Below are 22,321 nucleotides of genomic sequence, written 5' to 3'. Positions count from 1 at the left end.
AAAAATAATTCTTGATATTTCTTTCTTACTGACCTACAGCTACCTTGGCATGGCGAATCACCTTGTCGTTCATCGTATAACCTGTCTGGACGCAGTCAATGATCTTTCCCTTCTTATCATCGCCCATTCCTGGAACCATAGCAATAGCCTCGTGGAAATCTACATCGAAATCCTTGTCGTTGGTTTCAATCTTCTTTACGCCAAGACCTTCGAGTGTCTTTACGAACTTGTTGAAAATCATTTTGACACCTTCCTTGATAGCCTTAGGGTCTTCGCTCTTGTCAGCGATGGCACGCTCAAAGTCGTCGAGAATAGGCAGAATAGCAGCTACAGTCTTCTCGCCGCCATTCAAAATCAGTTCTGCTTTCTCTTTGAGGGTACGCTTGCGGTAATTCTCAAACTCAGCAGTCTTATAGAGTAACTGTTTCTTGAGTTCCTCTACCTCTTGCTGTGCTTTTGTTAAAGGATCAACCTCTTCTGCCTTCTTGTCAGCAGCATCCGTATTGTTGTCACCTTTTTCTGTCTTGTTGTCAGTATTCTGATTTTCCTCAGTATTTTCATTTTGAGTTGTCTGCTCATTATTTTCATTCTGAACAGTCTCCTGAACGTTTCCGTCCTCTATATTAATTTCTTTTTCTTTTGACATAGTCTTAAATTTTTTAAACATGATAATTCTTGTTATTGGTTGTTTGACAAAAAGTGTGCCAACCCGATTCTCATCGAATTGGCACTATTAAATTATAAGATAATTTCGGTTGCTGTTTAAAACAGTTGAATGACTTTCTGATTAGAAGCCGTACATCTTAGCCTTCTGCTCCTTGATAGCTTCATCGTAGATATACTCATCATAAGACATGAGCTTGTCGATGGTGCCTGATGGAGTGAGCTCGATGATACGGTTTGCCACGGTGTTGATGAATTCGTGGTCGTGGCTAGAGAAGAGGATATTGCCCTTGAAACCTACCAGGTTGTTGTTGAATGCCTGAATACTCTCCAGATCCAAGTGGTTGGTTGGGGTATCAAGAATCAGGCAGTTGGCGTTCTGCAACTGCATGCGTGCAATCATACATCTCATCTTCTCACCTCCGGAGAGGACATTTACCTTCTTCAGTACTTCTTCGCCGCTGAAGAGCATTCTTCCGAGGTAGCCCTTCATGGCAACTTCGTTACCTGGACCATACTGGCTCAACCAGTCTACCAGGTTCTTGTCGCTCTGGAAGAATTCTGTATTGTCGAGTGGGAGATAAGCTGTTGTGATAGTAACACCCCACTTGTAGTCACCTGCGTCAGCCTTTCGGTTGCCGTTGATGATTTCGAAGAGTGCGGTCATCGCCTTAGGATTATGAGAAAGGAATACTACCTTCTCACCCTTTTCTATGTTAAAGTTTACATTGTCGAAGAGCACTGTTCCGTCTTCGTCGCATGCTTTCAGTCCCTCTACCTCCAGAATCTGGTTACCTGGCTCACGGTCCATCTGGAAGATGATGCCTGGGTATTTACGGCTTGAAGGACGGATTTCTTCAACGTTCAGTTTCTCCAGCATCTTCTTGCGGGATGTAGTCTGCTTACTCTTGGCAACGTTAGCAGAGAATCGGCGGATGAATTCTTCCAACTGCTTCTTCTTCTCTTCAGCCTTCATCTTCTGATTCTGAGCCTGGCGGAGAGCCAACTGAGAACTCTCGTACCAGAAAGAGTAGTTACCTGCAAACATCGTAATCTTACCGAAGTCGATATCTACGGTCTGGGTACTTACAGCATCGAGGAAGTGACGGTCGTGAGATACTACGAGTACGGTCTGTTCAATGTTGCTGAGATAGTCTTCCAACCACTCAACTGTGTCGAGGTCGAGGTCGTTGGTAGGCTCATCGAGAAGGAGGTTGTCTGGGTTGCCGAAGAGTGCCTTTGCCAGCATCACGCGCACCTTCTCTGTGTTTGAAAGTTCACCTACGAGTTTGTCGTGGCGGTCTTCCTTTACGCCGAGGTTCTGCAGAAGTTGTGCGGCATTGCTTTCTGCCTCCCAACCATTCATTTCTGCAAACTTGAGCTCCAGCTCAGCAGCGAGGTTACCATCTTCTTCTGTCATCTCTGGCTTAGCATAGAGGCGCTCGCGCTCCTTCATGTTTTCCCATAATGGCTGATGACCCATCAGGACGGTATCCATCACGCGGAAATCGTCATATTTGAAGTGGTCCTGTTCCAAGACAGAAAGTCGCTCGCCTGGTCCCATTTCTACTGTACCCTTGTTTGGTTCAAGGTCGCCGCTGATAGCGCGGAGGAATGTAGATTTTCCGGCGCCGTTAGCACCGATGATACCATAAATATTACCATGAGTGAACTTGAGGTTTACATCCTTGTAAAGCACTCTCTTTCCGAATTGGATTGCAAGATTTTGTACTGTAATCATTATTTGTTCCTAAATATCTTTTATTCTGATTATATCTTTAATTCAGCTGCAAAATTACAAAAAAATATTTGAAACACAATGATTTATTGGCAAAAGTTACTAATTTTTAGTTAAAAACATGGTGGCTTTTTGTTATTTTGCAGAAAAGTCTTACTTTTGTAGGCTGAAACGGAGAAAATGCAGCATTGATTCTGTGTTTTTCATGTTAAGAAAATGATATAGATAACAATATGAGACAACAAAATAGAAAAGGAAATTTTAATAAGCATACCAATAATGCTTATGGCTACGGAAACCCAAATGAATATGAGCATTACATGGTAGAAAAACCTGCTCCGTTGCTGGAATGGCTGATGGAGAATGTGAAGGGACCTAGCAAGACCAAGGTGAAGCAGACTCTGCAGGGTAGGGGAATCAAGGTAAATGGCAAAACCATTACCCAGTTTGATTATGCCCTGAAGCCGGGGATGAAGGTGAGTGTGAGCAAGACAAAGAAGAATCAGGAGGTATTTAAAAGCAGATACCTTAAGATTGTTTATGAAGACAGATATCTGATTGTTGTCGAGAAAAACATTGGTATCTTGAGTATGGCAGCCGGTCATTCTACTCTGAATGTGAAAACGGTACTTGATGATTATTTTCATAAGACTCGCCAGAACTGCCAGGCACATGTAGTACACCGACTTGACCGTGATACTTCGGGCTTGATGATTTATGCCAAGGATAAGCAGACGGAGTTGGCTTTGGAGGATGATTGGCATCATAATGTATACGACCGCAGATATGTGGCTCTGGTTTCCGGAGAGATGGAAGAAGATGAAGGTACCGTTGCCAACTGGCTGAAAGATAACAAGGCTTATATTACTTACAGTAGTGATACGGATAATGGCGGCAAGTATGCTGTTACCCATTTCCATACATTAGAGCGTACAACGGCTCATTCTCTGGTGGAGTTCAAACTCGAAACGGGCCGTAAGAATCAGATTCGTGTTCATACGGCCGATATGGGGCATCCGGTGTGTGGTGATATTAAGTATGGTAATGGTGATGATCCATGCCAGCGCTTGTGTCTGCATGCCTATCTGCTATGTTTCTATCATCCCGTAACGCATCAGCCTATGGAATTTGAAACTCCGATACCGGCTGAATTCCGCAGGGCATTAAAGAATGATCGTTAATAGGGTGATGAATACTGATTGGTAGTTTATATATATAATAATGTGATATGAATGATTTTGGATATTATGCGCTGGCATTGGTAGTCCTTGTTGTAGGACTGTTTGTCTTAAAGAAGGTGGCTACCTGTATGATTAAAGCAATGGTAGCTGTTGTTATGGTAGCCGTGCTGGCAGTTCTTTACTGGCTCTTCTGTTGATGGCAGAGTTGTGTAATGATGACGTGATAAGATTTTAGATATTTTTGATTGGTAAATTGGTTGCGGTTGTCTGGGCTCACCCGATAAATTAGGGGGAAAGATTTTGAATTTTCCAAAAAAAGTTATACCTTTGTGCCATGAATAATCAAGGACTATTAGCGTTGGCACAATTAATTCTGCCATCAGAGATACTTTCAAATTTTGAAGTAGTACGTGTAGAAGAAGAGGTTTCCCTTATTCGCATCTATCTTGATGAATCAGTTAAGGCTGATTATAAAGAGAACCCTTTGATTGAATCTAAAGGATTCTGTGATGCTGTAACTATACGTGACTTCCCCATACGTGACAAAGGTGTAGACTTGATAGTCAGAAGGCGTAAATGGTACGACAAGCAGAATAACCGATACTTCTCCGATTCTTATGATCTCAAGGCAGAAGGCACCCGCTACTCCAAGGAGTTTGCGGCTTTTTTAAAAGGAGTGTATGGAGACGATTCCTACGACCTCCCGTTCGCTTGATCGCTATTATCACATAAACGGGGATACGTTTGAAAAGCAATATAAGGAAGTGCTCAGCGGCTATCGTGAATGGTCAGAACTCTCACATGCAGAAGACTGGCTTGTTTTTCCAGAAAATACAGGTGAAAGCATCTGTATTGATGAAACAGCTCCAAGCAATGGTGAATTGTACACAATTGTAAGCAACCGAACTTCACATGGAGGTAAAGGCACCATCATTGCCATTGTAAAGGGTGTGGCAGCAGACGCTGTAATAGAAGCACTTATGCGCATAGACGAGGCCAAGAGACTGATGGTAAAGGAAATAACTATGGATATGTCAAATTCCATGAGACTCATAGCAAGACGTTGTTTCCCAAAAGCTATGCGTACCATAGATCGCTTTCATATACAGAAACTTGCTTGTGATGCCCTACAGGAAATGCGCATCGCCCATAGATGGGATGCCATTCAAGCAGATACGGATGCCAGAGAAGAAGCCAAATGTTTGGGCGAAGCATATACTCCAATTGTGCTTGCAAATGGGGATACCCACAAGCAGTTGCTGGCTCGCAGCAGGTATCTGCTTTTCAAATCAGCAGACAAATGGACAGAAAGCCAGAGACAAAGAGCAGAGGTGCTCTTTGAAACATATCCAGACCTTAAAGAGGCTTATTCTCTCACACATTCGCTTAGAATGATATTTTCTAAGAATACCGTCAAAGACGCAGCAAGACTCTCGCTTGCACGCTGGTATAACAAAGTGGACGATTCGGGCTTTAAGAGTAAGCATCCAACCCCTATTTTGGCGGTTTGAACAATAAGTGCTACCTTTGCGCCATGTTAAACATTAAATGTTATAAGTATGGCAATAAGTAGTAAAGATCTTGAGAGCCTGTGGCAACGCTATAAAGCGGAGGCGGTACCAGCAGGCATTTCGGTAAATCAATTTTTCGAATCCAATGGAGTTCCTTATCATGTATTTGAAAAGTGGTACAAGAAGAAGTTCCAGGCTCCAAATGTTGTGGAGTGTGTTGTTGCAGGTGCGCCAGATTCAACCAGTGCAGTTCCAATACCATCCAAGCCGGGTAATCCTTCAGCCGGTTTATCTCCAGCTCCGACCGAGGATGCCGTTGTCATCAAGTATGTCAATCTTGGGCTTAGCAATGGTATGAAGATAGAGCATCATAATTTGAGCTATTCTGGTCTTCAAAGTTTTATCTCTAAACTTCAAGCCTTATGTTTAGCTTAAATGGTGCCGTAAAATATAAGTATATTCCCAACTATCAGGATATGCGTGGAGGTTATGACAAGCTTTGTGGAGTGATACGCTCTTTGGGCGAAGATCCAGAGGATGGCACCGCTTACGTGTTTACTTCCAAGGATCAAAAGATAGTAAAAATCATCAGACATGAACATAATGAGTGTCAGATGTATTATCAGAAGTTTGACAAGAACATGAGTTTTGTCCGTCTAGAGTTTGAAGGTGTCCTTCCAATTTATGTGTTGGAGTGGAAGTATCTAGTGGCTATGCTTTCATGCCCTGTTGTAAAAAGCATAGGTCCAATAGAGCTAAAATGCTATGAGGAAGCAGCTTGATGGCGAAAATGATAGTTAATTTTCTGAAAAAAAGTATTCATTTTTTGGGTAAAATAGAGTTAAGTAAATGATATTCAGAGTGTTGTAGAAAGCTTTAAGGTTGGCTTGTTAAGCCCTGTTTTCGATGTTTTGCGATACTGCAAACATGTCTGACATAGGGTGGTATTACGACTAATGTTAAGTCTCTAAAACAGCGTAAAATACTGAATATTAGATTGTTAAATAAGTTTTATGCATTTTGTGGAGTCTCATAATATGATTATCTTTGCATCTGCAAACGTTTCATATTATGGCAGATATACATATAGACATAGAGCGCATGATAATGCATTCCAATTACTTGCTGGAGGTAGACAATTCTTCGGCAAGTAATGGATTATCGGATATGGAACGTAAGCAATATCTAGATCAGATAAAGGAATTGGTTCAGACAGTCCAGACACTTCTGGATGCCAATATTGCCTTGGGTAATAAGCAGAAGGAACTACAGGCAGAGGCAGATCGTAAGATTGCCGGTTTGCAGGATCAGGTTGACAAGCTTACTGGAGAACTGCAAGCCCGTAGGCGTAAGATGCATGGCAAGAACAATGAGAAGCAAACTGGTGACAAGTCGGTAAATACAGGCAAGACCAAGGATGAGGAAGAGGGGGAATACATCGAGAATGGATGTGAGCAACCTTCCGATTCTGATGATTCAGACGAAGTTACCGATACAGAGGCGACCAATCCCAAAAAGGATTTGAGCCAACGCCCGGACCACTACAAGACTATGAAGGCTGAAGTTCTTGTGGTTCATGATTGTGACAAGGACAAGCTTAAGGCTATGGGTTTGGAGTTCATTCGTTATACCAGACCTGTCGACCAGTTTGACCGAATCAGTATGACACGTCAGGACCGCTACCTTTATGCTTGGGTACGTGACAAGGACGGCAACGAGTTCGCTTTCTTCGTGCCAAAAGATGAAGGGGTAGAGCAGCGTGCTTGCACTTTTGTCGATGAGTCGAAGTATGACATGCCAAGCATGGTTCCTCATACCAGCAGTACGAGTGGCATGCTTTCAGACTTGATTGTCAATCGCTTCCAGTATGCGATAACGAGTGGACGTGAGATGTATCGCATGGTCAATGAGAAGATGCGTATGTCTAAGTCTACTATTTTCAACTGGTTGCGACATGGGGCAGAGTTCTTGGAGACTTGTCAGGAGACCATCAAACAATGGCTATTGAAACCTGGCTCAACGATTTATTGTGATGAGTCCTGGGTTGACACCAAGGTGACGGATGCCAATGGTGAGGTGCATTATAAGAAACGATATATGTGGGTCATTGTCAACTTGACCACCAAGGTCTGCTATTATCTGTATGGCAGTCGTAAGAAAGAGGTTATCAAGGAGTTTCTTGGTGACTTCAAGGGCACGTTGATGACCGATGCCTATGCTGCATACCTTTACTTCAATAAGTTGAAGGACTGTACTCATGTATGTTGCTGGTCGCACGTTAGAAGACTGTTCGTCTCGGCGAGTCGTGACTACAAGGATACCTTGGCACAGGCATTCATAGACTTGATCGGTATATTATATAAGGTCGAAGTTGAAAATCAAGTGTTGGGTCGCACAGAAAAAGAGATAGTCAAGCATCGAGGTGAGGATTCCTTACCAGTTTTACACGACCTCTATCTGCAAGCGACGGCACTGTTGAAACAGTTTGAGAAAAACGAGATTAAGCTCTCTGCTAAGTTGCAACAAGCCTTGACATATATGACCAAGCATTGGGAAGAGCTGATGGCATATACTAAGATAGGCAGCGTCTTGATAGACAACAACTGTTGTGAACGCGCAGTCCGCCCATTCACAAATCTCCGAAAGAACTTCGGTGGATTTAGCAGTGAGCAGGGTGCCAGAGTTACAGCGACCTTCCTTACTTTCGTTGAAACCTGCAAGCTAATGGCAATGGCTCCACTGGATTTCTTCAGGGGATTCTTTGACATGATTGTAGTTGGAAGAAGGGATTATGCCTTGATGACAGAGGCACTTTTAGTTAAACCTGTTTAAAAATCAGAAAAGTCCAATTTCTTAAAATACCCTGTATCCCCAGTAAACACTGGGGATGGAGTTGTATTGTCATAGGGGTTGGATGCTTACCTTTAAGAGTTTTAATGTTATTGCAGCAACTCTATACGAGCATTATGATGAAGTATTGAACTTCTTTGTTAATAGAGCTACTAATGCCTTTGCAGAATCATTTAATGCTAAAATTAAGGCGTTTAGAGCTGCTTTAAGGGGAGTAACGGATATAAAGTTTTTTCTTTTCAGACTTACAAAGCTATATGCTTAATCCCCCTAGTTTATCGGGTGAGCCGTTGTCTGGGTGTAAACTTTGGATGGCTGCAACTTTTTTATAGTGATATTTAAAGAGATATAAAGTAATATTTAAAGGTGATATGAAATGGTAGGGAGAAATACAAAACAAAAAAGAGCATTTCTGTTAAGAAATGCTCTTTTTGTACACCCTTAGGGATTCGAACCCTAGACCCACTGATTAAGAGTCAGTTGCTCTACCAACTGAGCTAAGGGTGCAACTATTTGTTGGTGACTCCGCAAGGATTCAAACCTTGAACCTCTTGATCCGTAGTCAAGTGCTCTATTCAGTTGAGCTACGGAGCCAAAAACGTTTGTTTCAGTGAAGCTTTGATAGGAGAGTGACTCCGCAAGGATTCAAACCTTGAACCTCTTGATCCGTAGTCAAGTGCTCTATTCAGTTGAGCTACGGAGCCAATTCTTATCTTTTGTACACCCTTAGGGATTCGAACCCTAGACCCACTGATTAAGAGTCAGTTGCTCTACCAACTGAGCTAAGGGTGCAACTATTAAAGCCTCATTTCTGAATTGCGAGTGCAAAGGTACTACTATTTTTTGATTCCACCAAATTTTTTCGCAACTTTTTTCAAAAAAAATCAATTTTTCTTCATCTTGAAGGTTCCTAATGTATGTCTATAGCCCTTCTTGTTGATGCTTACCACGCGGTAGATACCCTCCTTTAAGTTTCTAACATCTAGCGTGTTATCTTTTGCATGGAGGTACAGAATATCGCATCCTTGCAGGGTTTCGACCATCAGAACGTCAAAAACGAGATTTTTGGTGGTTTCTGCTAGATATACCTTCTTTCCGTCACATTCGAGTAATTTCGCAGCTCCTGTGCTTTGGGCAAAGAGTGGATTCTCTTCCTCTTTTTCTTGGGTTGGCTGGCTTTCTATGCCATATCCGTCCATTGAAGTTACGGCAACAAACAGACGTTTTGCATCAGGATTTTCTATTTTGAACGAATTTCCTATGATTCGTGCGGCAACCAGGTTGCGTGCATCGGTGATGTCAACCGGATATTTCTTGCTCGCGTATACATTATTATATATATAAGGGGTTGCGATTTTAGTGCCGTCTGTATAGTTTGAAGGATTGCTCCAGGAAACTGATACCTTGTTATCGGTGGTGATTACCGATAATTGCTGTGGCTGTTCCGGTTGGTTCTTGCTTGCCCAGGTCATCGGCGGAACCAATGATGGGTATGGATTGAAACGTTGGGTAAAGTCGAGAATACCCTGTTTGTTGTCCAGAAGGAACTTGTTTCTGAAGAAAGCATATCCCATTCCGAGGTTTCGGATGTGATACATTTCTGCCGTCACGTCATTGATGTTCCACTTTCCTTCTTTCGGATCGAGAAAGTAGATGCCCAGTCCTGGAACCACAATCTTGCCATGGCTCTGTTCCTGCCAGTCGATGGCAAACGGATAGAAGTGCTCGTTCTTGAAATACATCATAGGGAAGAGCTCGTCCATCAGACCGCTCTTGAGCCAGCCCTGTGCATCCTGGCAGACCTTCGTGTATGCATTCCAGCCAAAGCTCCGGTATCTGCTCAGGTCATCATACTTTCCTACAGGTGAGCAGCTCATTTTTACCCAAGGTTTTTCAGCCTTCACTGCATCGTGAATCTTTCTTACGATGTTGGTGATATACCGGCGTCCCTGTTCCCGGCTCACTTTGATGTTCCAGGTTTCAGGGTAACGGATGTAGTCGAGGTGAATACCGTCTACATTATATTTATGTGTAATTTCCCTGCAGATGTTTGCCAGATAATCACCTGTCCGACTGTTTTCCGGATCCATGTATCCGTCTGCTCCAATCTTCTTGATGAGTTTCGGCATCTTCTGTCGGAGGGTTTTGCAGCCGAGTGCGTTCCATTTTCCTACAGGGATGGTTACCACCCAGGCATGCAGTTCCATACCGCGCTTATGGCATTGGTCGATGGCAAACTGCAGGGCATCATAGCCCGGACTTCTGCCCGGAAATCCTGACAGACATCCATCCCAAGGTTCGTATGCCGACGGATAAATCATGGTACCTCTTACGCGGGTCTGGATCAGTACGGTGTTGATTTTAGCCTGCTGTAACCGGTCCAGTATATCCGTCAGTTCCTTTTTCTGCTTTTCGGCAGAATAAGAAGACTGTGCATAAGAGTGTGGCCAGTCGATACCTCCTATGGTTGTCAGCCATACAGCTCTTACTTCATGTTTCGGCACCTGGTTATTGAACACGATACTCTGGGCTTTTGCGGCCAAAACAGAGCATAAAACGATAAAAAATATCTTAAATCTCTTCATAATCTTACAATTTGGCAACAAAGATACCAATATTTTTTTTTATTTCAAATAAAAATATTACTTTTGCGGTTGAAATATTAAAATAAAGTGCATTTTGCACCGAAAAGAGAGAAAATTTTAAGCAATAAAAGAAAAATGGTCAGTTTCGTTATTAGTTTGGTCGCCCTTGTATTGGGTTACCTTCTTTATGGAAAGTTTGTGGCGCATGTGTTCGGTCCTGATGACCGCCCTACGCCTGCAGTGACCAAAGCCGATGGGGTCGACTTTATGGTACTGCCTAGTTGGAAAATCTTCATGATTCAGTTCCTCAACATTGCAGGAACGGGTCCTATCTTCGGTGCTATTATGGGTGCCTGGTACGGACCGGTGGCTTATCTGTGGATTATCTTCGGGTGTATCTTCGCAGGAGCCATGCATGATTACATGAGCGGTATGCTCAGTATCCGTAACGGTGGAGCTGGCTTGCCGGAATTGGTAGGTAAGTATTTGGGTGGACGCACCAAGAAAGTGATGTTGGTCTTTTCGGTACTTTTGCTGATGATGGTGGGAGCTGTGTTTGTATACAGTCCGGCTATCATTATGAGTGGCATTTGTAATACGGATGCATTCTGGGGCAGCCAGATGTTTTGGATTGTGGTGATTTTCGTTTATTACGTCATCGCTACATTACTGCCTATCGATAAGATTATCGGTAAGGTTTATCCGCTCTTTGCCTTCTCGCTTCTCTTTATGGCGGGTGCTCTGATGATAGGTCTCTTTGTGAAGTGGCCTTCATTGCCTGAACTCTGGAGCAATTTGCAGAGTTGTAATCTCAATGAGAATCCGGCTTGGTTGGGAACGGAGTCTTTTGTACAGAAGAGTCCGATTTTCCCTTGCCTCTTTATCACGATAGCCTGTGGTGCCATCAGTGGTTTCCATGCTACGCAGAGTCCGCTCATGGCACGATGCATGAAGAATGAGAAGATGGGACGCCCTATTTTCTATGGTGCCATGATTACTGAAGGTATTGTTGCCTTGATATGGGCTACTGTTTCCATGTATTTCTTCTACTATGGTGGATGGCGTGAATGTGTTAGTCCGGAGGCTGCTCAGCAGTTTATCGCTCAGTTTGATGGCGGCAAGTCGCTTATCCAGAACTTCGATGCGCCTACAGTTGTGAAGATAGTATGTTCCAGTTGGTTGGGTGTGGCTGGTGGAATCCTGGCTCTGTTGGGTGTTGTTGCAGCGCCTATTACCAGTGGCGATACGGCTTTGAGAAGTGCTCGTCTGATTATCGCCGAGTTTATCGGTTTGGAGCAGCGCTCTATGCGCAAGCGTCTTTATATCTGCGTTCCGTTGTTTGCTCTTACGGTGGGCATTCTGGTTTGGCAGATGGAGAATCCTGATGGTTTCAATATCATCTGGCAGTATTTCGGCTGGGCTAACCAGACGCTTTCTGTGTTCACTCTCTGGACATTGACGGTTTATCTGGTACAGCAGAAGAAGCCTTTTGTGATGACGCTGGTTCCTGCCTTGTTTATGACCGTGATATGTTCAACCTTCCTGCTCATTTCGCCAACAGCTTTGGCTTTGGGTGAGAGCCTGGCTTATACGGGCAGTGTCATCATTCTGGTGATAGCCTTGGTATGGTTCCTGGGTTGGTATCGCAGTTATCAGAAGAAACAATAGATTTATATATAAGTATTAATCAATATACGTAAATTTATATGATGCGAATGAAAAAATTAGCTATTGCAGCATTGGCACTTGTCGTTTCGACAGCTGCCCATGCTCAGTTTGAAAGTGGAAAACAGTATATAGGTGCGTCGATGACGGGCTTAAACTTGAGTTATAATGGCTCTCAGGACCTCAATCTCGGTATTCAGGCTAAGGCTGGATACTTCGTAGAAGATGATTGGATGCTGTTGGGGCAGGTAGAATATAATCATTCTGGTCTTGAAGGCGTGAAGGATTATTTCTCTGTCGGTGCCCAGGCACGTTATTATATCGAGCAAAATGGTCTGTATCTGGGTGGCGGCGTAAAGTTGGCTCATTCCGGAGGTTATAATGATTTCATGCCGGGGGTAGAGGTAGGTTATGCTTTCTTCCTCGGCAAGTCGGTTACTCTCGAACCGGCTATCTACTACGATCAGAGTTTCAAGAAGCATGTAGATTATTCTACCGTAGGTTTGAAACTGGGTATAGGTATCTATCTCTAAACTGCTAAGATGCAACAACAGTTTTCTTCGACTTTGTTGGAAAAGGCAGTGGCGGAGTTTTCTAAATTGCCAGGTATAGGGCGCAAAACAGCTTTGCGCCTTGTACTTTTTATGCTCAAGCGTAAGAGTGAGGATGTGGAACTCTTTGCTGATACCATTTCCAGGATGCGGCGTGAAGTGAAATACTGCAGAGTTTGTCATAATATCAGCGATACTGATGTCTGTCCGATCTGTTCTGATTCCCGGCGCGATGCTTCTACCATCTGTGTTGTTGAGAATGTACAGGATGTACTGGCGATAGAAAACACGCAGCAGTTTCACGGACTCTATCATGTCTTGGGCGGCATCATTTCGCCGATGGATGGTATCGGTCCTTCGGATATAGAGATAGAATCGCTGGTTCAGCGTGTGGCTGAAGGTGGGGTGAAGGAGGTGATTTTTGCTCTCAGCAGTACGATGGAGGGTGATACTACCAACTTCTATATCTCCCGTAAACTTGCTGATTATCCAGTTAAACTCTCTGTTATCGCCCGTGGTATCTCGGTGGGTGATGAATTGGAGTATACAGATGAGGTTACCCTCGGACGGAGTATTCTGAACAGAACTCCATTTGGACAATAAAAAAAGACAACAAAATGAAAATCAAACAAGTACAACGAATATTGATGACCAATTTCCTCTTTGTCCTGTTGGTAGGATTCCTGCTGGTCTTGCTCTATGAGACAGAAATTCTGGAACCTACTAATCTGGCAGGGGATGTCACGTTGGTCTATGTGATTACCGTAGCGATGGAGTTTCTTACCATTGCCGTTATTCCTGTGGCGCTCAAACTCTTCAGTTTCAAGGCTATTCACCGTCATTTGGTAACCCGTAAGGGAGATGCACTTCTTCCTCTGGGCACTGCCCGTCTGAATATGCTCTGCTTGCCAATGCTGATCAATACGTTTATGTATTATCAGACGATGGCGCCTGCTTTCGGATATATGGCTATCATCCTTTTTCTCTGTCTCTTCTTTGTTTATCCTTCTGTTGGAAGATGTGAGGACGAAACAACAGAGGCTGAAGGTTAAACTCTCAGTATCTAATATTTGATATTCGATATGAAACTCAGTGTTATCATAGTAAGCTATAATGTGAAGTACTATCTTGCCCAGTGTCTGCGTTCGGTAGAGAAAGCTATCGGCGTGTTGGAGTGTGGACAGCAGGGCGATGCAAGTGGCGATACGGCAGAGATTATCGTGGTTGATAATCATTCTCAGGATGGAACGGTGGAATATCTCGAACAGTGTTTCCCGGCTTCCCGATATCCTAATCTCCATGTTGTAGCCTGTACGCATAATAACGGATTTGCCCGTGCCAACAATCTTGCTATCCGCAAGAGCGAGAGTGATCTGGTTCTTTTGCTGAATCCGGATACCATTATCGGTGAGCACGTTCTTAAGGATGCTGTCTGTTTTATACGTTCTCATCCTGATGCCGGTGCTCTGGGTGTAAGGATGTTGGGAGCCAATGGCAAACCAGCTCCTGAGAGTAGGAGAGGATTGCCTTCTCCGATGGTGGCTTTCTATAAGATGATGGGGTTGTGCAGCCGGTTTCCTCAGCATCGCAGTTTCGGTCATTATTACATGGGTTATCTTCCATGGGATAAGCCGGCAAAGATAGAGGTTGTGAGCGGTGCTTTCTGTATGATTCGTCGTGAAGCCTTGCTGAAGGTGGGGGTGCTGGATGAGGATTTCTTCATGTATGGCGAGGATATTGATCTTTCTTACCGTATCTTGAAGGGTGGTTATCAGAACTATTATCTGCCTGTAGATATCCTGCATTACAAAGGTGAAAGTACTAAGAAGTCGAGCTTCCGCTATGTTCATGTGTTTTACGAGGCGATGCTTATCTTCTTCCGTAAACATTATTCGGGTATGTCGCATCTCTTGAGCATTCCTATCAAATTTGCCATCTATGCCCGTGCCTCTGTAGCCTTTATGCAGATGATGACTACGAGAATCAGAAAGAGTCTGGGATTCTTTTCTCCTTCTCATGTCGACCTGTCAAACCAGGTGTTGTTTGATGCTGACGAGATGAGCTATGAAGAGATTCTGCATCAGCTTGCGCAGCGGTCTGACGAGAATATCAAACTGGCTACCTATACGAAGGACATCGGTAAGGTGATTACGGATAGGGAGGTGATGGATAAGGATGAATTTGGTTATTTATAAGGATAGATTTATTTCTATATTATAAAGGTACGCGCGTACATTATTAATAAGTGTAGTTTATGAAAGAACCGAATATTCGATTACGTGCTTTAGAGTTGGAAGATCTTGATTTTCTCTACCAGATAGAGAATGATGATCGGCTTTGGGAACTGGGTGTTTCCAATGTTCCATATTCGCGCCGGGTGCTGCTCGACTATATAACCAATGCTTCGGCAGATATTTATATAGACAATCAGGTGCGCCTGATAGTAGAGAATGAGCAGAATGAGCAGGTGGGCATCCTGGATCTTACAGATTTTGATCCCCGTCATCGCCGTGCCGAACTCGGAATTGTCATCAAAAAGGAGTTTCAGGGGAAGGGTTATGCGAAGGCCTCAGTTGGCCGTTTGTTGCAATATGCTCGGAAAATACTTCATCTTCAGCAGATTTATGCTATTATAGGTATCAGAAACCAAAAGGCGGCTAAAATGCTGCAATCTGTTGGATTTGAGGGGAATAATGTCCTGAAACAATGGCTTTGTAGCCAAGTTGGTTATGAGGATGCGATGTTTTTTCAATATTTTCTGTAAAAAAGTTGCATAAAAATTTGGTAGAACCAAAAAAAAGTAGTACCTTTGCACTCGCAAATGAAAAATGAGCGCTAAGCCATTCAATTTGATTTCATGATTGGTGCGTTAGTTCAGTTGGTTAGAATGCCTGCCTGTCACGCAGGAGGTCACGAGTTCGAGTCTCGTACGCACCGCTCAAAATCATCTTGCTGGATTGCCAAAAAATGTTTGGTGCGTTAGTTCAGTTGGTTAGAATGCCTGCCTGTCACGCAGGAGGTCACGAGTTCGAGTCTCGTACGCACCGCTAATTTCATTTGAACATTTCGACTCCTCCATAATAATAATGGTGCGTTAGTTCAGTTGGTTAGAATGCCTGCCTGTCACGCAGGAGGTCACGAGTTCGAGTCTCGTACGCACCGCAGAAACCTTCGAGAGTGATCTCGGAGGTTTTTTGTTTTTATATAAATCTAAGAGAATATGGCTATCGTTATCACAGTTCTGGCATACTTCTGTGTGCTGCTGCTCTTCAGTCATCTTACTGCCCGTAAAATGGCAAGTAATGAAACTTTCTATCGTGCCAACCGCCGGTCGCCTTGGTATATGGTTGCTTTCGGTATGGTGGGAGCGTCTATTTCGGGCATCACTTTTGTCAGTGTGCCGGGCATGGTGATGAGAACGGATATGACCTACCTTCAGATGTGCATCGGTTTCATCCTGGGTTATTTCCTGGTTGCCTTTCTTTTGCTTCCTATCTATTACCGCTATAATCTCACTACGATTTACGGTTATCTGCAGCAGCGGTTGGGGGAACGTTCGTATAAGACTGGAGCTTCGTTCTTCCTCTTGTCCAAGATGACGGGTGCGGCGGTCCGTTTCTTTGTCGTCTGTATCCTCTTGCAGCGTTTCGTGCTCGATGGGATTGGTGTTCCGTTCTGGGTCACGGTTCCTGTCATGGTACTGCTTATCTGGCTTTATACGCGCAAGGGTGGCATCAAGACGCTGGTGTGGACGGATACCTTTCAGACGCTCTGTATGTTTGCGGCGCTCGTCCTCATTATCTTTCAGGTGATGTCGGCGTTGGGCATGACTCCTTCCGAAGCGATCACTGCGATTGCTCACGACAGTCATTCCCGTATTTTTGTCTTTGATGACTGGATGTCGAAACAGAATTTCTGGAAACAGTTCCTCAGCGGTGTCTTTGTAGTGATTGTGATGACCGGTCTTGATCAGGACATGATGCAGAAGAATCTTACCTGCAAGTCGCTCCGTGAGGCCCAGAAGGATGTTTGCAGCTATGGTTTTGCCTTTGTGCCTGCCAATCTGCTTTTCCTGAGTCTGGGGGTGTTGCTGGTAATGCTGGCTCAGAAACAGGGAGTGGCTTTGCCTGATGCTCCTGATGATCTGTTGCCGATGTTTGCGGCTTCGGGGACGATGGGAAACCTGGTGGTGGTCTTGTTTACCATTGGCATTGTGGCGGCAAGTTTCTCCAGTGCCGATTCAGCATTGACCGCCATTACTACGAGTCTTTGTGTGGATATATTGGGCAGGAAAGAGGATATGAAGCTTCGCAAGCGTATGCACCTGCTGGTGGCTTTCGTCTTCATGCTCTTCATCATTGCTTTCAAGGCGATTAATTCTACGAGCGTGATAGATGCCATCTACATCCTCTGCTCTTATACTTACGGTCCGCTGTTGGGTTTGTTTGCCTTCAGTCTGCTCACCAAGCGTCAGGTAAACGACCGCTGGTCGCCATGGGTCTGCATCGCCAGTCCGCTCATCTGCTTCGCCATCGATACCCTTACCTCGCAGTATGTGGGCTATAAGTTCGGCTATGAGCTTCTGATGCTGAATGGCGCCCTGACATTTGCAGGTCTCGCCCTTATAAAAAAAGAAACAGTTAAATACAAACAATAATGAGAACAAAAGTATTATTTGCAGCATTGTTGCTCAGTGCAACAACAGCTTTTGCCCAGCAGGAGAAGTTGGGCTCCGGTATTGAAAAGACCAACATGGACTTGACCATCAAGCCGGGTAATGATTTCTATCGCTATGCCGCAGGCAACTGGATGAAGAATCATCCACTCGATGCCGAGCATACCGACAATGGTGCTTTCACCGATCTCTTTGAGCAGAACCAGAAGCGCATCCAGGACATCATCCTTGAATATGCTTCCAAGCCACAGCAGAAGGGGTCACTCGGACAGAAGATCGGTTCGCTCTACAACCTCCGTATGGACAGCGTTCGCCTGAACAAGGAGGGATGGGCACCTATCAAGCCAACTCTCGACCGCATTGCAGCCATCAAGGACCGCAGAGAGTATCAGCTCGTTACCGCTCAGCTCGATTTCCGTGGCGAGGGTACCATGATGTATGGCATCGGTGTGGGCGCCGACCTTCGTGATGCTGCCAACAACCTCGTTGAGGTAGGACAGAGTGGTCTTGGTCTTGGTGTACGCGATTACTATGTAAACGATGACGAGCAGACCAAGAAGATTCGTGATGCATACAAGGCTTATATGAAGAAGCTCTTCCAGATGGTAGGCAATGACGAGGCTACCGCCCAGAAGAAGATGGAGGCTGTGATGGCTATCGAGACCCGCATCGCTAAGGCAAGCTATAGTCAGGTACAGCTCCGCGACATCGACAAGAACTATCACAAGATGACCTACAACCAGCTCGTGCTCGATTATCCTGGCATCGACTGGGGCAATGTGTTCCTGGCATCCGGTTTCCCTGCTTTCAAGGAAATTTGCGTGGGTCAGCCTGAACCAATCCACGAGGTTGAGAAGATTCTCGCAGAGACCTCTCTGGATGATCTGAAGACATACGCAGAGATTAAGGTGATTTCTGGTGCAACCAGCGTATTGAGCGATGATTTCCGTGCCGTATCCTTTGAGTTGAGCAAGGTAATGAGCGGTGTTCAGCAGGATCGTCCTCGCTGGAAGCGTGCCGTAAGTACCGTGAGCGGTGTGTTGGGCGAGGCTATCGGAAAGATTTACGTAGAGAAGTACTTCCCGGAGAGCAGCAAGAAGCGTATGCTCGACTTGGTTCACAATCTCCAGACTGCGCTTTCACAGCGCATTGATGAGGCTACCTGGATGAGTGCTGCTACCAAGGCACAGGCTAAGGATAAGCTGGAGAACTTCATCATCAAGATAGGTTATCCTGACAAGTGGAAGGACTATAGCGGATTGCAGGTAGATGACAGCCTCTCTCTCTACGAGAATATGGCAAATATCTCTGAGTTCTTTACCAAGGATGCCATCGCCCGCAAGGTGAACAAGCCGGTAGATAAGACAGAGTGGGGAATGACTCCTCAGACTATCAATGCTTATTATAACCCAACTACCAACGAGATCTGCTTCCCTGCAGCTATTCTCCAGCCTCCATTCTTCGACCCGACAGCCGATGATGCGATGAACTATGGTGGTATCGGTGGTGTAATCGGTCATGAGATGAGTCATGGCTTTGACGATCAGGGCAGCCAGTTTGACAAGACCGGTAATCAGCACAACTGGTGGACTGCTGCTGACAAGAAGAACTTCGAGTCTCGCACCAAGATCCTGGTTGACCATTTCAACAAGATTGAGTTGGCTGGCAAGAAGGTAAACGGCCAGATGACCCTGGGTGAGAACATCGGTGACAATGGTGGTTTGAACATCGCTTTCCGTGCACTTCAGAATGTGATGAAGACAGAGAAGTTGGGTGTGAAGGATGGATTTACTCCAGAACAGCGCTTCTTCCTGGCATGGGCACGTGTATGGGCAGGCAATGCCCGTCCTGAGTACCTGCAGTATCTGATGACCGTGGATGTTCACTCTCCAAACGAGGCTCGTGTGAACGGTGCCCTCCCAATGGTGGATTCATGGTATAAGGCATTCAACATCAAGAAGGGCGACAAGCTCTTTGTTCCTAAGAACAAGCGTGCACATATCTGGTAAAAACATAAAAAAGTCTTGCAGGCACATTGGCTTGCAAGACTTTTTTATAATCATTACTTCGTTCCGAAGTAGAGGAAGAGCATTCCGAGTAATACCAGGAGCAGATCTACGAACTTCGCCTTGAGATTCTTCTCGTGGAAGATGGCTGCACCGAAGAGGAAGCTGACGATGACCGAACCGCGGCGAATCATGCTCACGATACTGATCATGGCGCCAGGCAGACTCAGAGCGTAGAAATAAACGAAGTCGGCTGCCGAAAGGAAGATACTGATGAAGATGATGCTCCAGTGCCAGTGGAATGGGGTAGAATTCTTCTTGGTAGGCCACCATATCATCAGCAGCATGGCTCCCATGAGGAAACACTGGTAGATGTTGTACCAGCTCTGCACAATCATTCTGTCTAATCCTACACCACCATTCTCTGGTGGAGCCATCAGATACTTGTCGTAGAGACCGCTTATTGCACCGAGCACGGCAGCCAGCACGATGAAGTAAATCCATTTGTTGTGCTTGAAGTCGATACCCTCTTTCTTGCCGCTGCGCGAAAGCATGGCAAAGGAGATGATGGCAAGTATGACACCAATCCACTGATACAGATTCAGAACCTCGCCATAAACCAGCAGGGCGCCTACGAGTGTCATTACCGGTCGGGTGGCGTTGATAGGTCCCACGATGGTGAGCGGCAGGTGCTTCATGCCGAAATAACCGAAAATCCAGCTGCTCAATACGATGAAACTCTTGAGCACGATGTACTTGTGAACTTCCCATCCGCCTTCTGCTACATGAAACATCGTTCCATCCAGCGAATTTCCTGTATAGCTCATCACGATGAACGGCAGGAAGATGAGCGATGAGAAGAGCGTGTTCAGAAAGAGCACGGGAATCACTGCGTTACCTGAAAGCGCCTTCTTCTTGAAGGCATCATAAAATCCCAGCAGCGCTGCTGAGAGAAATGCTAATACTAACCACATTTTTATGAATGTTAAATGTTGAATGTTGAATGTTGAATGAGGCTCGCGCCCTTGTGTTTCTAATCATTTAATCTTTGAAATCATACCCTACCTCTTCCAGGAACAATGCGTTACCCGGCATGCTTTCGCCTGCATCGCTGCGGCTTCCGTTGTGCAGGATATCGAGAAACTGTTCCATCGTAATCTTTTCTCTGCCTACATCGATGAGCGTTCCCACTACGGCTCTCACCATGTTTCTCAGGAAACGGTTGGCGGTAATCTCGAAATACCAGGTGGTAGGAGAGATCTGTATCCATCGGGCGGCTGTTACGTGGCAGATGGTAGTCTTGTTGTCGCCACCCGCCTTGCAGAACGCTGCATAGTCTTCGTGATGCAGAAAATGCTGAGCCGCCTCGTTCATCTTCTCGAAATTCAGGGGATAGTTTATCTGCAGTGAATAATGGCGCTCAAACGGATCTTTCTGCGTATGTATATAATAATGGTATGTGCGCGAGATGGCAGAGAAACGTGCATGCATCTCTGGGGCTACCTCCCTTACTTCGTATACGGCGATGTCGCGGGGCAGGATGCGGTTCAGACGGTATACCAGCTGGTCGGGTTCCATCGGAATCCTGTCGGTATCGAAGTGGGCTGCCATGTGTCGGGCATGTACGCCGGTATCGGTCCTTCCTGCTCCCACCACCTCCATTTCCTTTCTCAGAAGTATGGAGAGGGCGCGCTGCAACTCCTGCTGCACTGAATTGGCATTGGGTTGAATCTGCCAACCGTGGTAGTTGGTGCCGTCGTAACCGAAGAATATGAAATATCTCATGATAATCTTTGATTTTTTTGTTTTTTGCTATGAACTTTGAGCTTTGATTTGTTCTACGTTCTTTGCTTAATTCGGGTGCAAAGTTACTAAAAAAACGTGAAATATGGTATAATAATACAGATTTTTTTCAAAAATGGTACAATCTTGAAAGAAAAGTTCATTTTTATTTTGCAAATTGACAATAATTGTGTACTTTTGCCAACGTTTTTGATATTATAGATTATGGCACAGAACATATTTAAGGGTTTAGGTGTTGCCCTTATTACTCCTTTCAACACCGATGGCTCGGTTGATTATCAGTCGCTCAAGCGATTGGTAGAGTTTCAAATTGACAATGGTGCAGACTTCCTTTGCATCCTTGCCACAACTGGTGAGGCTCCATGTCTTACACAGGAAGAGAAAGATAAGATCACAGAATTGGTGAAAGACGTGAACAAGGGTCGCATCAAGATATTGAAATATTGTGGCGGTAATAATACTGCTGCTGTCGTTGAAGAAATCAAGAACACCGACTGGAGTGGCATCGATGGCATCCTCAGTATCTGTCCTTACTACAACAAACCTTCTCAGGAAGGTCTCTATCAGCACTTCAAGGCCATCGCCCAGGCTAGTCCGCTGCCTATCGTGCTCTACAATGTTCCTGGCAGAACCGGTATCAACATGAAGCCTGAAACAACCTGCCGTATCGCCCGCGACTTCCCTAATGTGGTAGCCGTGAAGGAGGCTAGTGGCAGCCTGGAGCAGGTAGATGAGATTATCAAGAACAAGCCTGATAATTTTGATGTTATCAGCGGCGATGATGCGCTTACCTTCTCAATGATTGCCAGTGGTGCTGCCGGCGTTATTTCTGTTATCGGCAATGCCCTGCCTAAGGCTTTCAGCCGTATGATCCGTCTCGAGTTCCGTGGCGAATATGAGCCAGCCCGTAAGATTCATCATTCTTTTACCGAGCTCTACAGTCTGCTCTTCGTTGACGGTAACCCTGCCGGCGTAAAGGCGCTCCTCAATGATATGGGCTTCATCGAGAACGAGCTCCGTCTGCCTCTGGTTCCTACCCGTATTGCAACCAAGCAGAAGATGAGCGACATTCTGAAGACGTTGAATATCTAAA

21 protein-coding genes, 7 tRNA genes and 1 pseudogene are annotated in these 22,321 nt (G+C 45.0%); 20 read left to right on the top strand and 9 right to left on the bottom strand.

The annotated features are described in order from the left end of the window. Positions 1-25 precede the first annotated feature (25 nt). Positions 26-646 (bottom strand): nucleotide exchange factor GrpE, encoded by a 621-nt coding sequence (locus ONT08_RS10870; RefSeq protein ID WP_264959909.1) that lies wholly within the window; start codon positions 644-646, stop codon positions 26-28. A gap of 141 nt (positions 647-787) precedes the next feature. Then, positions 788-2,404, bottom strand: coding sequence for an ABC-F family ATP-binding cassette domain-containing protein (locus ONT08_RS10865; RefSeq protein ID WP_117586876.1), 1,617 nt, complete (start codon positions 2,402-2,404; stop codon positions 788-790). Positions 2,405-2,721: 317 nt separating this feature from the next. Between ONT08_RS10865 and ONT08_RS10860 the strand changes: the two genes are divergently transcribed. The 8 genes and pseudogenes from ONT08_RS10860 to ONT08_RS10825 all read left to right on the top strand — a co-directional run. After that, entirely contained in the window at positions 2,722-3,582 is an 861-nt protein-coding gene (locus ONT08_RS10860) for an RluA family pseudouridine synthase (RefSeq protein WP_264959947.1), read from the top strand. A gap of 47 nt (positions 3,583-3,629) precedes the next feature. Then, entirely contained in the window at positions 3,630-3,779 is a 150-nt protein-coding gene (locus ONT08_RS10855; protein WP_117586877.1) for a sulfate transporter, read from the top strand. Between the two features lie 161 nt (positions 3,780-3,940). Beyond that, positions 3,941-4,297, top strand: coding sequence for an ISAon1 family transposase N-terminal region protein (locus tag ONT08_RS10850; protein WP_367398951.1), 357 nt, complete (start codon positions 3,941-3,943; stop codon positions 4,295-4,297). Beyond that, on the top strand, positions 4,263-5,093 hold the full coding sequence (locus tag ONT08_RS10845; protein ID WP_264959907.1) for an ISAon1 family transposase: 831 nt from the start codon (positions 4,263-4,265) through the stop codon (positions 5,091-5,093). The genes ONT08_RS10850 and ONT08_RS10845 overlap by 35 nt, the downstream gene beginning before the upstream one ends. Positions 5,094-5,141: 48 nt before the next feature. Further along, on the top strand, positions 5,142-5,528 hold the full coding sequence (locus ONT08_RS10840; RefSeq protein ID WP_117587743.1) for a hypothetical protein: 387 nt from the start codon (positions 5,142-5,144) through the stop codon (positions 5,526-5,528). Further along, entirely contained in the window at positions 5,516-5,875 is a 360-nt protein-coding gene (gene tnpB, locus ONT08_RS10835) for an IS66 family insertion sequence element accessory protein TnpB (RefSeq protein ID WP_117587742.1), read from the top strand. Before ONT08_RS10840 ends, tnpB begins: the two co-directional genes overlap by 13 nt. Before the next feature lie 289 nt (positions 5,876-6,164). Next, entirely contained in the window at positions 6,165-7,925 is a 1,761-nt protein-coding gene (tnpC, locus tag ONT08_RS10830; protein ID WP_264959906.1) for an IS66 family transposase, read from the top strand. 91 nt (positions 7,926-8,016) lie between these two features. Continuing rightward, positions 8,017-8,208 (top strand): annotated as a pseudogene (locus ONT08_RS10825) (transposase); the annotation flags it as partial. Positions 8,209-8,377: 169 nt separating this feature from the next. Here ONT08_RS10825 and ONT08_RS10820 read toward each other — a convergent pair. The 5 genes from ONT08_RS10820 to ONT08_RS10800 form a co-directional block, all read right to left on the bottom strand. Further along, positions 8,378-8,450: transfer RNA gene (locus ONT08_RS10820), tRNA-Lys, on the bottom strand. Positions 8,451-8,460: 10 nt separating this feature from the next. Next, positions 8,461-8,537, bottom strand: a tRNA-Arg gene (locus tag ONT08_RS10815). A gap of 36 nt (positions 8,538-8,573) precedes the next feature. Beyond that, positions 8,574-8,647: transfer RNA gene (locus tag ONT08_RS10810), tRNA-Arg, on the bottom strand. 15 nt (positions 8,648-8,662) lie between these two features. Beyond that, positions 8,663-8,735: transfer RNA gene (locus tag ONT08_RS10805), tRNA-Lys, on the bottom strand. 92 nt (positions 8,736-8,827) lie between these two features. Continuing rightward, positions 8,828-10,528, bottom strand: a complete 1,701-nt coding sequence (locus ONT08_RS10800; RefSeq protein ID WP_264959905.1) for a glycoside hydrolase family 10 protein — start codon at positions 10,526-10,528, stop codon at positions 8,828-8,830. A 135-nt stretch (positions 10,529-10,663) separates the two neighbouring features. Between ONT08_RS10800 and ONT08_RS10795 the strand changes: the two genes are divergently transcribed. From ONT08_RS10795 to ONT08_RS10745, 11 genes are all read left to right on the top strand, one after another. Next, positions 10,664-12,196 (top strand): carbon starvation CstA family protein, encoded by a 1,533-nt coding sequence (locus tag ONT08_RS10795; RefSeq protein ID WP_254974853.1) that lies wholly within the window; start codon positions 10,664-10,666, stop codon positions 12,194-12,196. Between the two features lie 38 nt (positions 12,197-12,234). After that, positions 12,235-12,726, top strand: a complete 492-nt coding sequence (locus ONT08_RS10790; RefSeq protein ID WP_117586879.1) for an outer membrane beta-barrel protein — start codon at positions 12,235-12,237, stop codon at positions 12,724-12,726. A gap of 9 nt (positions 12,727-12,735) precedes the next feature. After that, positions 12,736-13,347: a recombination mediator RecR gene (gene recR / locus ONT08_RS10785; RefSeq protein WP_006846762.1), complete on the top strand. Its 612-nt coding sequence runs from the start codon at positions 12,736-12,738 to the stop codon at positions 13,345-13,347. A 14-nt stretch (positions 13,348-13,361) separates the two neighbouring features. Further along, a complete protein-coding gene (locus ONT08_RS10780) occupies positions 13,362-13,796 on the top strand; it encodes a hypothetical protein (RefSeq protein WP_147337100.1) in 435 nt (144 codons plus the stop codon). A gap of 30 nt (positions 13,797-13,826) precedes the next feature. Then, positions 13,827-14,939: a glycosyltransferase family 2 protein gene (locus ONT08_RS10775; protein ID WP_264959904.1), complete on the top strand. Its 1,113-nt coding sequence runs from the start codon at positions 13,827-13,829 to the stop codon at positions 14,937-14,939. A gap of 59 nt (positions 14,940-14,998) precedes the next feature. Further along, complete coding sequence (locus ONT08_RS10770) at positions 14,999-15,508, top strand: GNAT family N-acetyltransferase (RefSeq protein WP_118086013.1); 510 nt, start codon at positions 14,999-15,001, stop codon at positions 15,506-15,508. A gap of 99 nt (positions 15,509-15,607) precedes the next feature. Then, positions 15,608-15,681, top strand: a tRNA-Asp gene (locus ONT08_RS10765). Between the two features lie 36 nt (positions 15,682-15,717). Beyond that, positions 15,718-15,791, top strand: a tRNA-Asp gene (locus tag ONT08_RS10760). 41 nt (positions 15,792-15,832) lie between these two features. After that, positions 15,833-15,906, top strand: a tRNA-Asp gene (locus tag ONT08_RS10755). 58 nt (positions 15,907-15,964) lie between these two features. Then, a complete protein-coding gene (locus ONT08_RS10750; RefSeq protein ID WP_264959903.1) occupies positions 15,965-17,401 on the top strand; it encodes a sodium:solute symporter in 1,437 nt (478 codons plus the stop codon). Further along, positions 17,401-19,428 carry a M13 family metallopeptidase gene (locus tag ONT08_RS10745; protein ID WP_264959902.1) on the top strand — a complete coding sequence of 676 codons (2,028 nt, stop codon included), beginning with the start codon at positions 17,401-17,403 and terminating at the stop codon, positions 19,426-19,428. The genes ONT08_RS10750 and ONT08_RS10745 overlap by 1 nt, the downstream gene beginning before the upstream one ends. A 53-nt stretch (positions 19,429-19,481) precedes the next feature. Here ONT08_RS10745 and ONT08_RS10740 read toward each other — a convergent pair whose 3' ends face one another. Then, entirely contained in the window at positions 19,482-20,399 is a 918-nt protein-coding gene (locus ONT08_RS10740) for a DMT family transporter (protein ID WP_117586885.1), read from the bottom strand. Positions 20,400-20,466: 67 nt separating this feature from the next. Continuing rightward, a complete protein-coding gene (truA, locus tag ONT08_RS10735; protein ID WP_181985915.1) occupies positions 20,467-21,210 on the bottom strand; it encodes a tRNA pseudouridine(38-40) synthase TruA in 744 nt (247 codons plus the stop codon). A gap of 222 nt (positions 21,211-21,432) precedes the next feature. On the opposite strand from truA, the gene dapA reads away from it, so the two are divergent. Further along, on the top strand, positions 21,433-22,320 hold the full coding sequence (dapA, locus tag ONT08_RS10730) for a 4-hydroxy-tetrahydrodipicolinate synthase (RefSeq protein WP_006846753.1): 888 nt from the start codon (positions 21,433-21,435) through the stop codon (positions 22,318-22,320). The last annotated feature ends 1 nt before the right edge of the window (position 22,321 follow it).

The organism is Segatella copri, assembly GCF_026015465.1.
In the GTDB taxonomy this organism is placed as follows: Bacteria; Bacteroidota; Bacteroidia; order Bacteroidales; family Bacteroidaceae; genus Prevotella; species Prevotella copri_E.
Note: the sequence above shows the minus strand (reverse complement) of the source record. Positions and strands in the feature narration are given on the sequence as shown.

What these genes read in the sequence shown, in the direction of transcription:
- ONT08_RS10870 (WP_264959909.1), bottom strand. Translation starts at nt 646, where the DNA reads ATGTCAAAAGAAAAAGAAATTAATATAGAGGACGGAAACGTTCAGGAG.
- ONT08_RS10865 (WP_117586876.1), bottom strand. Translation starts at nt 2,404, where the DNA reads ATGATTACAGTACAAAATCTTGCAATCCAATTCGGAAAGAGAGTGCTT.
- ONT08_RS10860 (WP_264959947.1), top strand. Translation starts at nt 2,722, where the DNA reads ATGGTAGAAAAACCTGCTCCGTTGCTGGAATGGCTGATGGAGAATGTG.
- ONT08_RS10855 (WP_117586877.1), top strand. Translation starts at nt 3,630, where the DNA reads ATGAATGATTTTGGATATTATGCGCTGGCATTGGTAGTCCTTGTTGTA.
- ONT08_RS10845 (WP_264959907.1), top strand. Translation starts at nt 4,263, where the DNA reads ATGGAGACGATTCCTACGACCTCCCGTTCGCTTGATCGCTATTATCAC.
- ONT08_RS10840 (WP_117587743.1), top strand. Translation starts at nt 5,142, where the DNA reads ATGGCAATAAGTAGTAAAGATCTTGAGAGCCTGTGGCAACGCTATAAA.
- tnpB (WP_117587742.1), top strand. Translation starts at nt 5,516, where the DNA reads ATGTTTAGCTTAAATGGTGCCGTAAAATATAAGTATATTCCCAACTAT.
- tnpC (WP_264959906.1), top strand. Translation starts at nt 6,165, where the DNA reads ATGGCAGATATACATATAGACATAGAGCGCATGATAATGCATTCCAAT.
- ONT08_RS10800 (WP_264959905.1), bottom strand. Translation starts at nt 10,528, where the DNA reads ATGAAGAGATTTAAGATATTTTTTATCGTTTTATGCTCTGTTTTGGCC.
- ONT08_RS10795 (WP_254974853.1), top strand. Translation starts at nt 10,664, where the DNA reads ATGGTCAGTTTCGTTATTAGTTTGGTCGCCCTTGTATTGGGTTACCTT.
- ONT08_RS10790 (WP_117586879.1), top strand. Translation starts at nt 12,235, where the DNA reads ATGATGCGAATGAAAAAATTAGCTATTGCAGCATTGGCACTTGTCGTT.
- recR (WP_006846762.1), top strand. Translation starts at nt 12,736, where the DNA reads ATGCAACAACAGTTTTCTTCGACTTTGTTGGAAAAGGCAGTGGCGGAG.
- ONT08_RS10780 (WP_147337100.1), top strand. Translation starts at nt 13,362, where the DNA reads ATGAAAATCAAACAAGTACAACGAATATTGATGACCAATTTCCTCTTT.
- ONT08_RS10775 (WP_264959904.1), top strand. Translation starts at nt 13,827, where the DNA reads ATGAAACTCAGTGTTATCATAGTAAGCTATAATGTGAAGTACTATCTT.
- ONT08_RS10770 (WP_118086013.1), top strand. Translation starts at nt 14,999, where the DNA reads ATGAAAGAACCGAATATTCGATTACGTGCTTTAGAGTTGGAAGATCTT.
- ONT08_RS10750 (WP_264959903.1), top strand. Translation starts at nt 15,965, where the DNA reads ATGGCTATCGTTATCACAGTTCTGGCATACTTCTGTGTGCTGCTGCTC.
- ONT08_RS10745 (WP_264959902.1), top strand. Translation starts at nt 17,401, where the DNA reads ATGAGAACAAAAGTATTATTTGCAGCATTGTTGCTCAGTGCAACAACA.
- ONT08_RS10740 (WP_117586885.1), bottom strand. Translation starts at nt 20,399, where the DNA reads ATGTGGTTAGTATTAGCATTTCTCTCAGCAGCGCTGCTGGGATTTTAT.
- truA (WP_181985915.1), bottom strand. Translation starts at nt 21,210, where the DNA reads ATGAGATATTTCATATTCTTCGGTTACGACGGCACCAACTACCACGGT.
- dapA (WP_006846753.1), top strand. Translation starts at nt 21,433, where the DNA reads ATGGCACAGAACATATTTAAGGGTTTAGGTGTTGCCCTTATTACTCCT.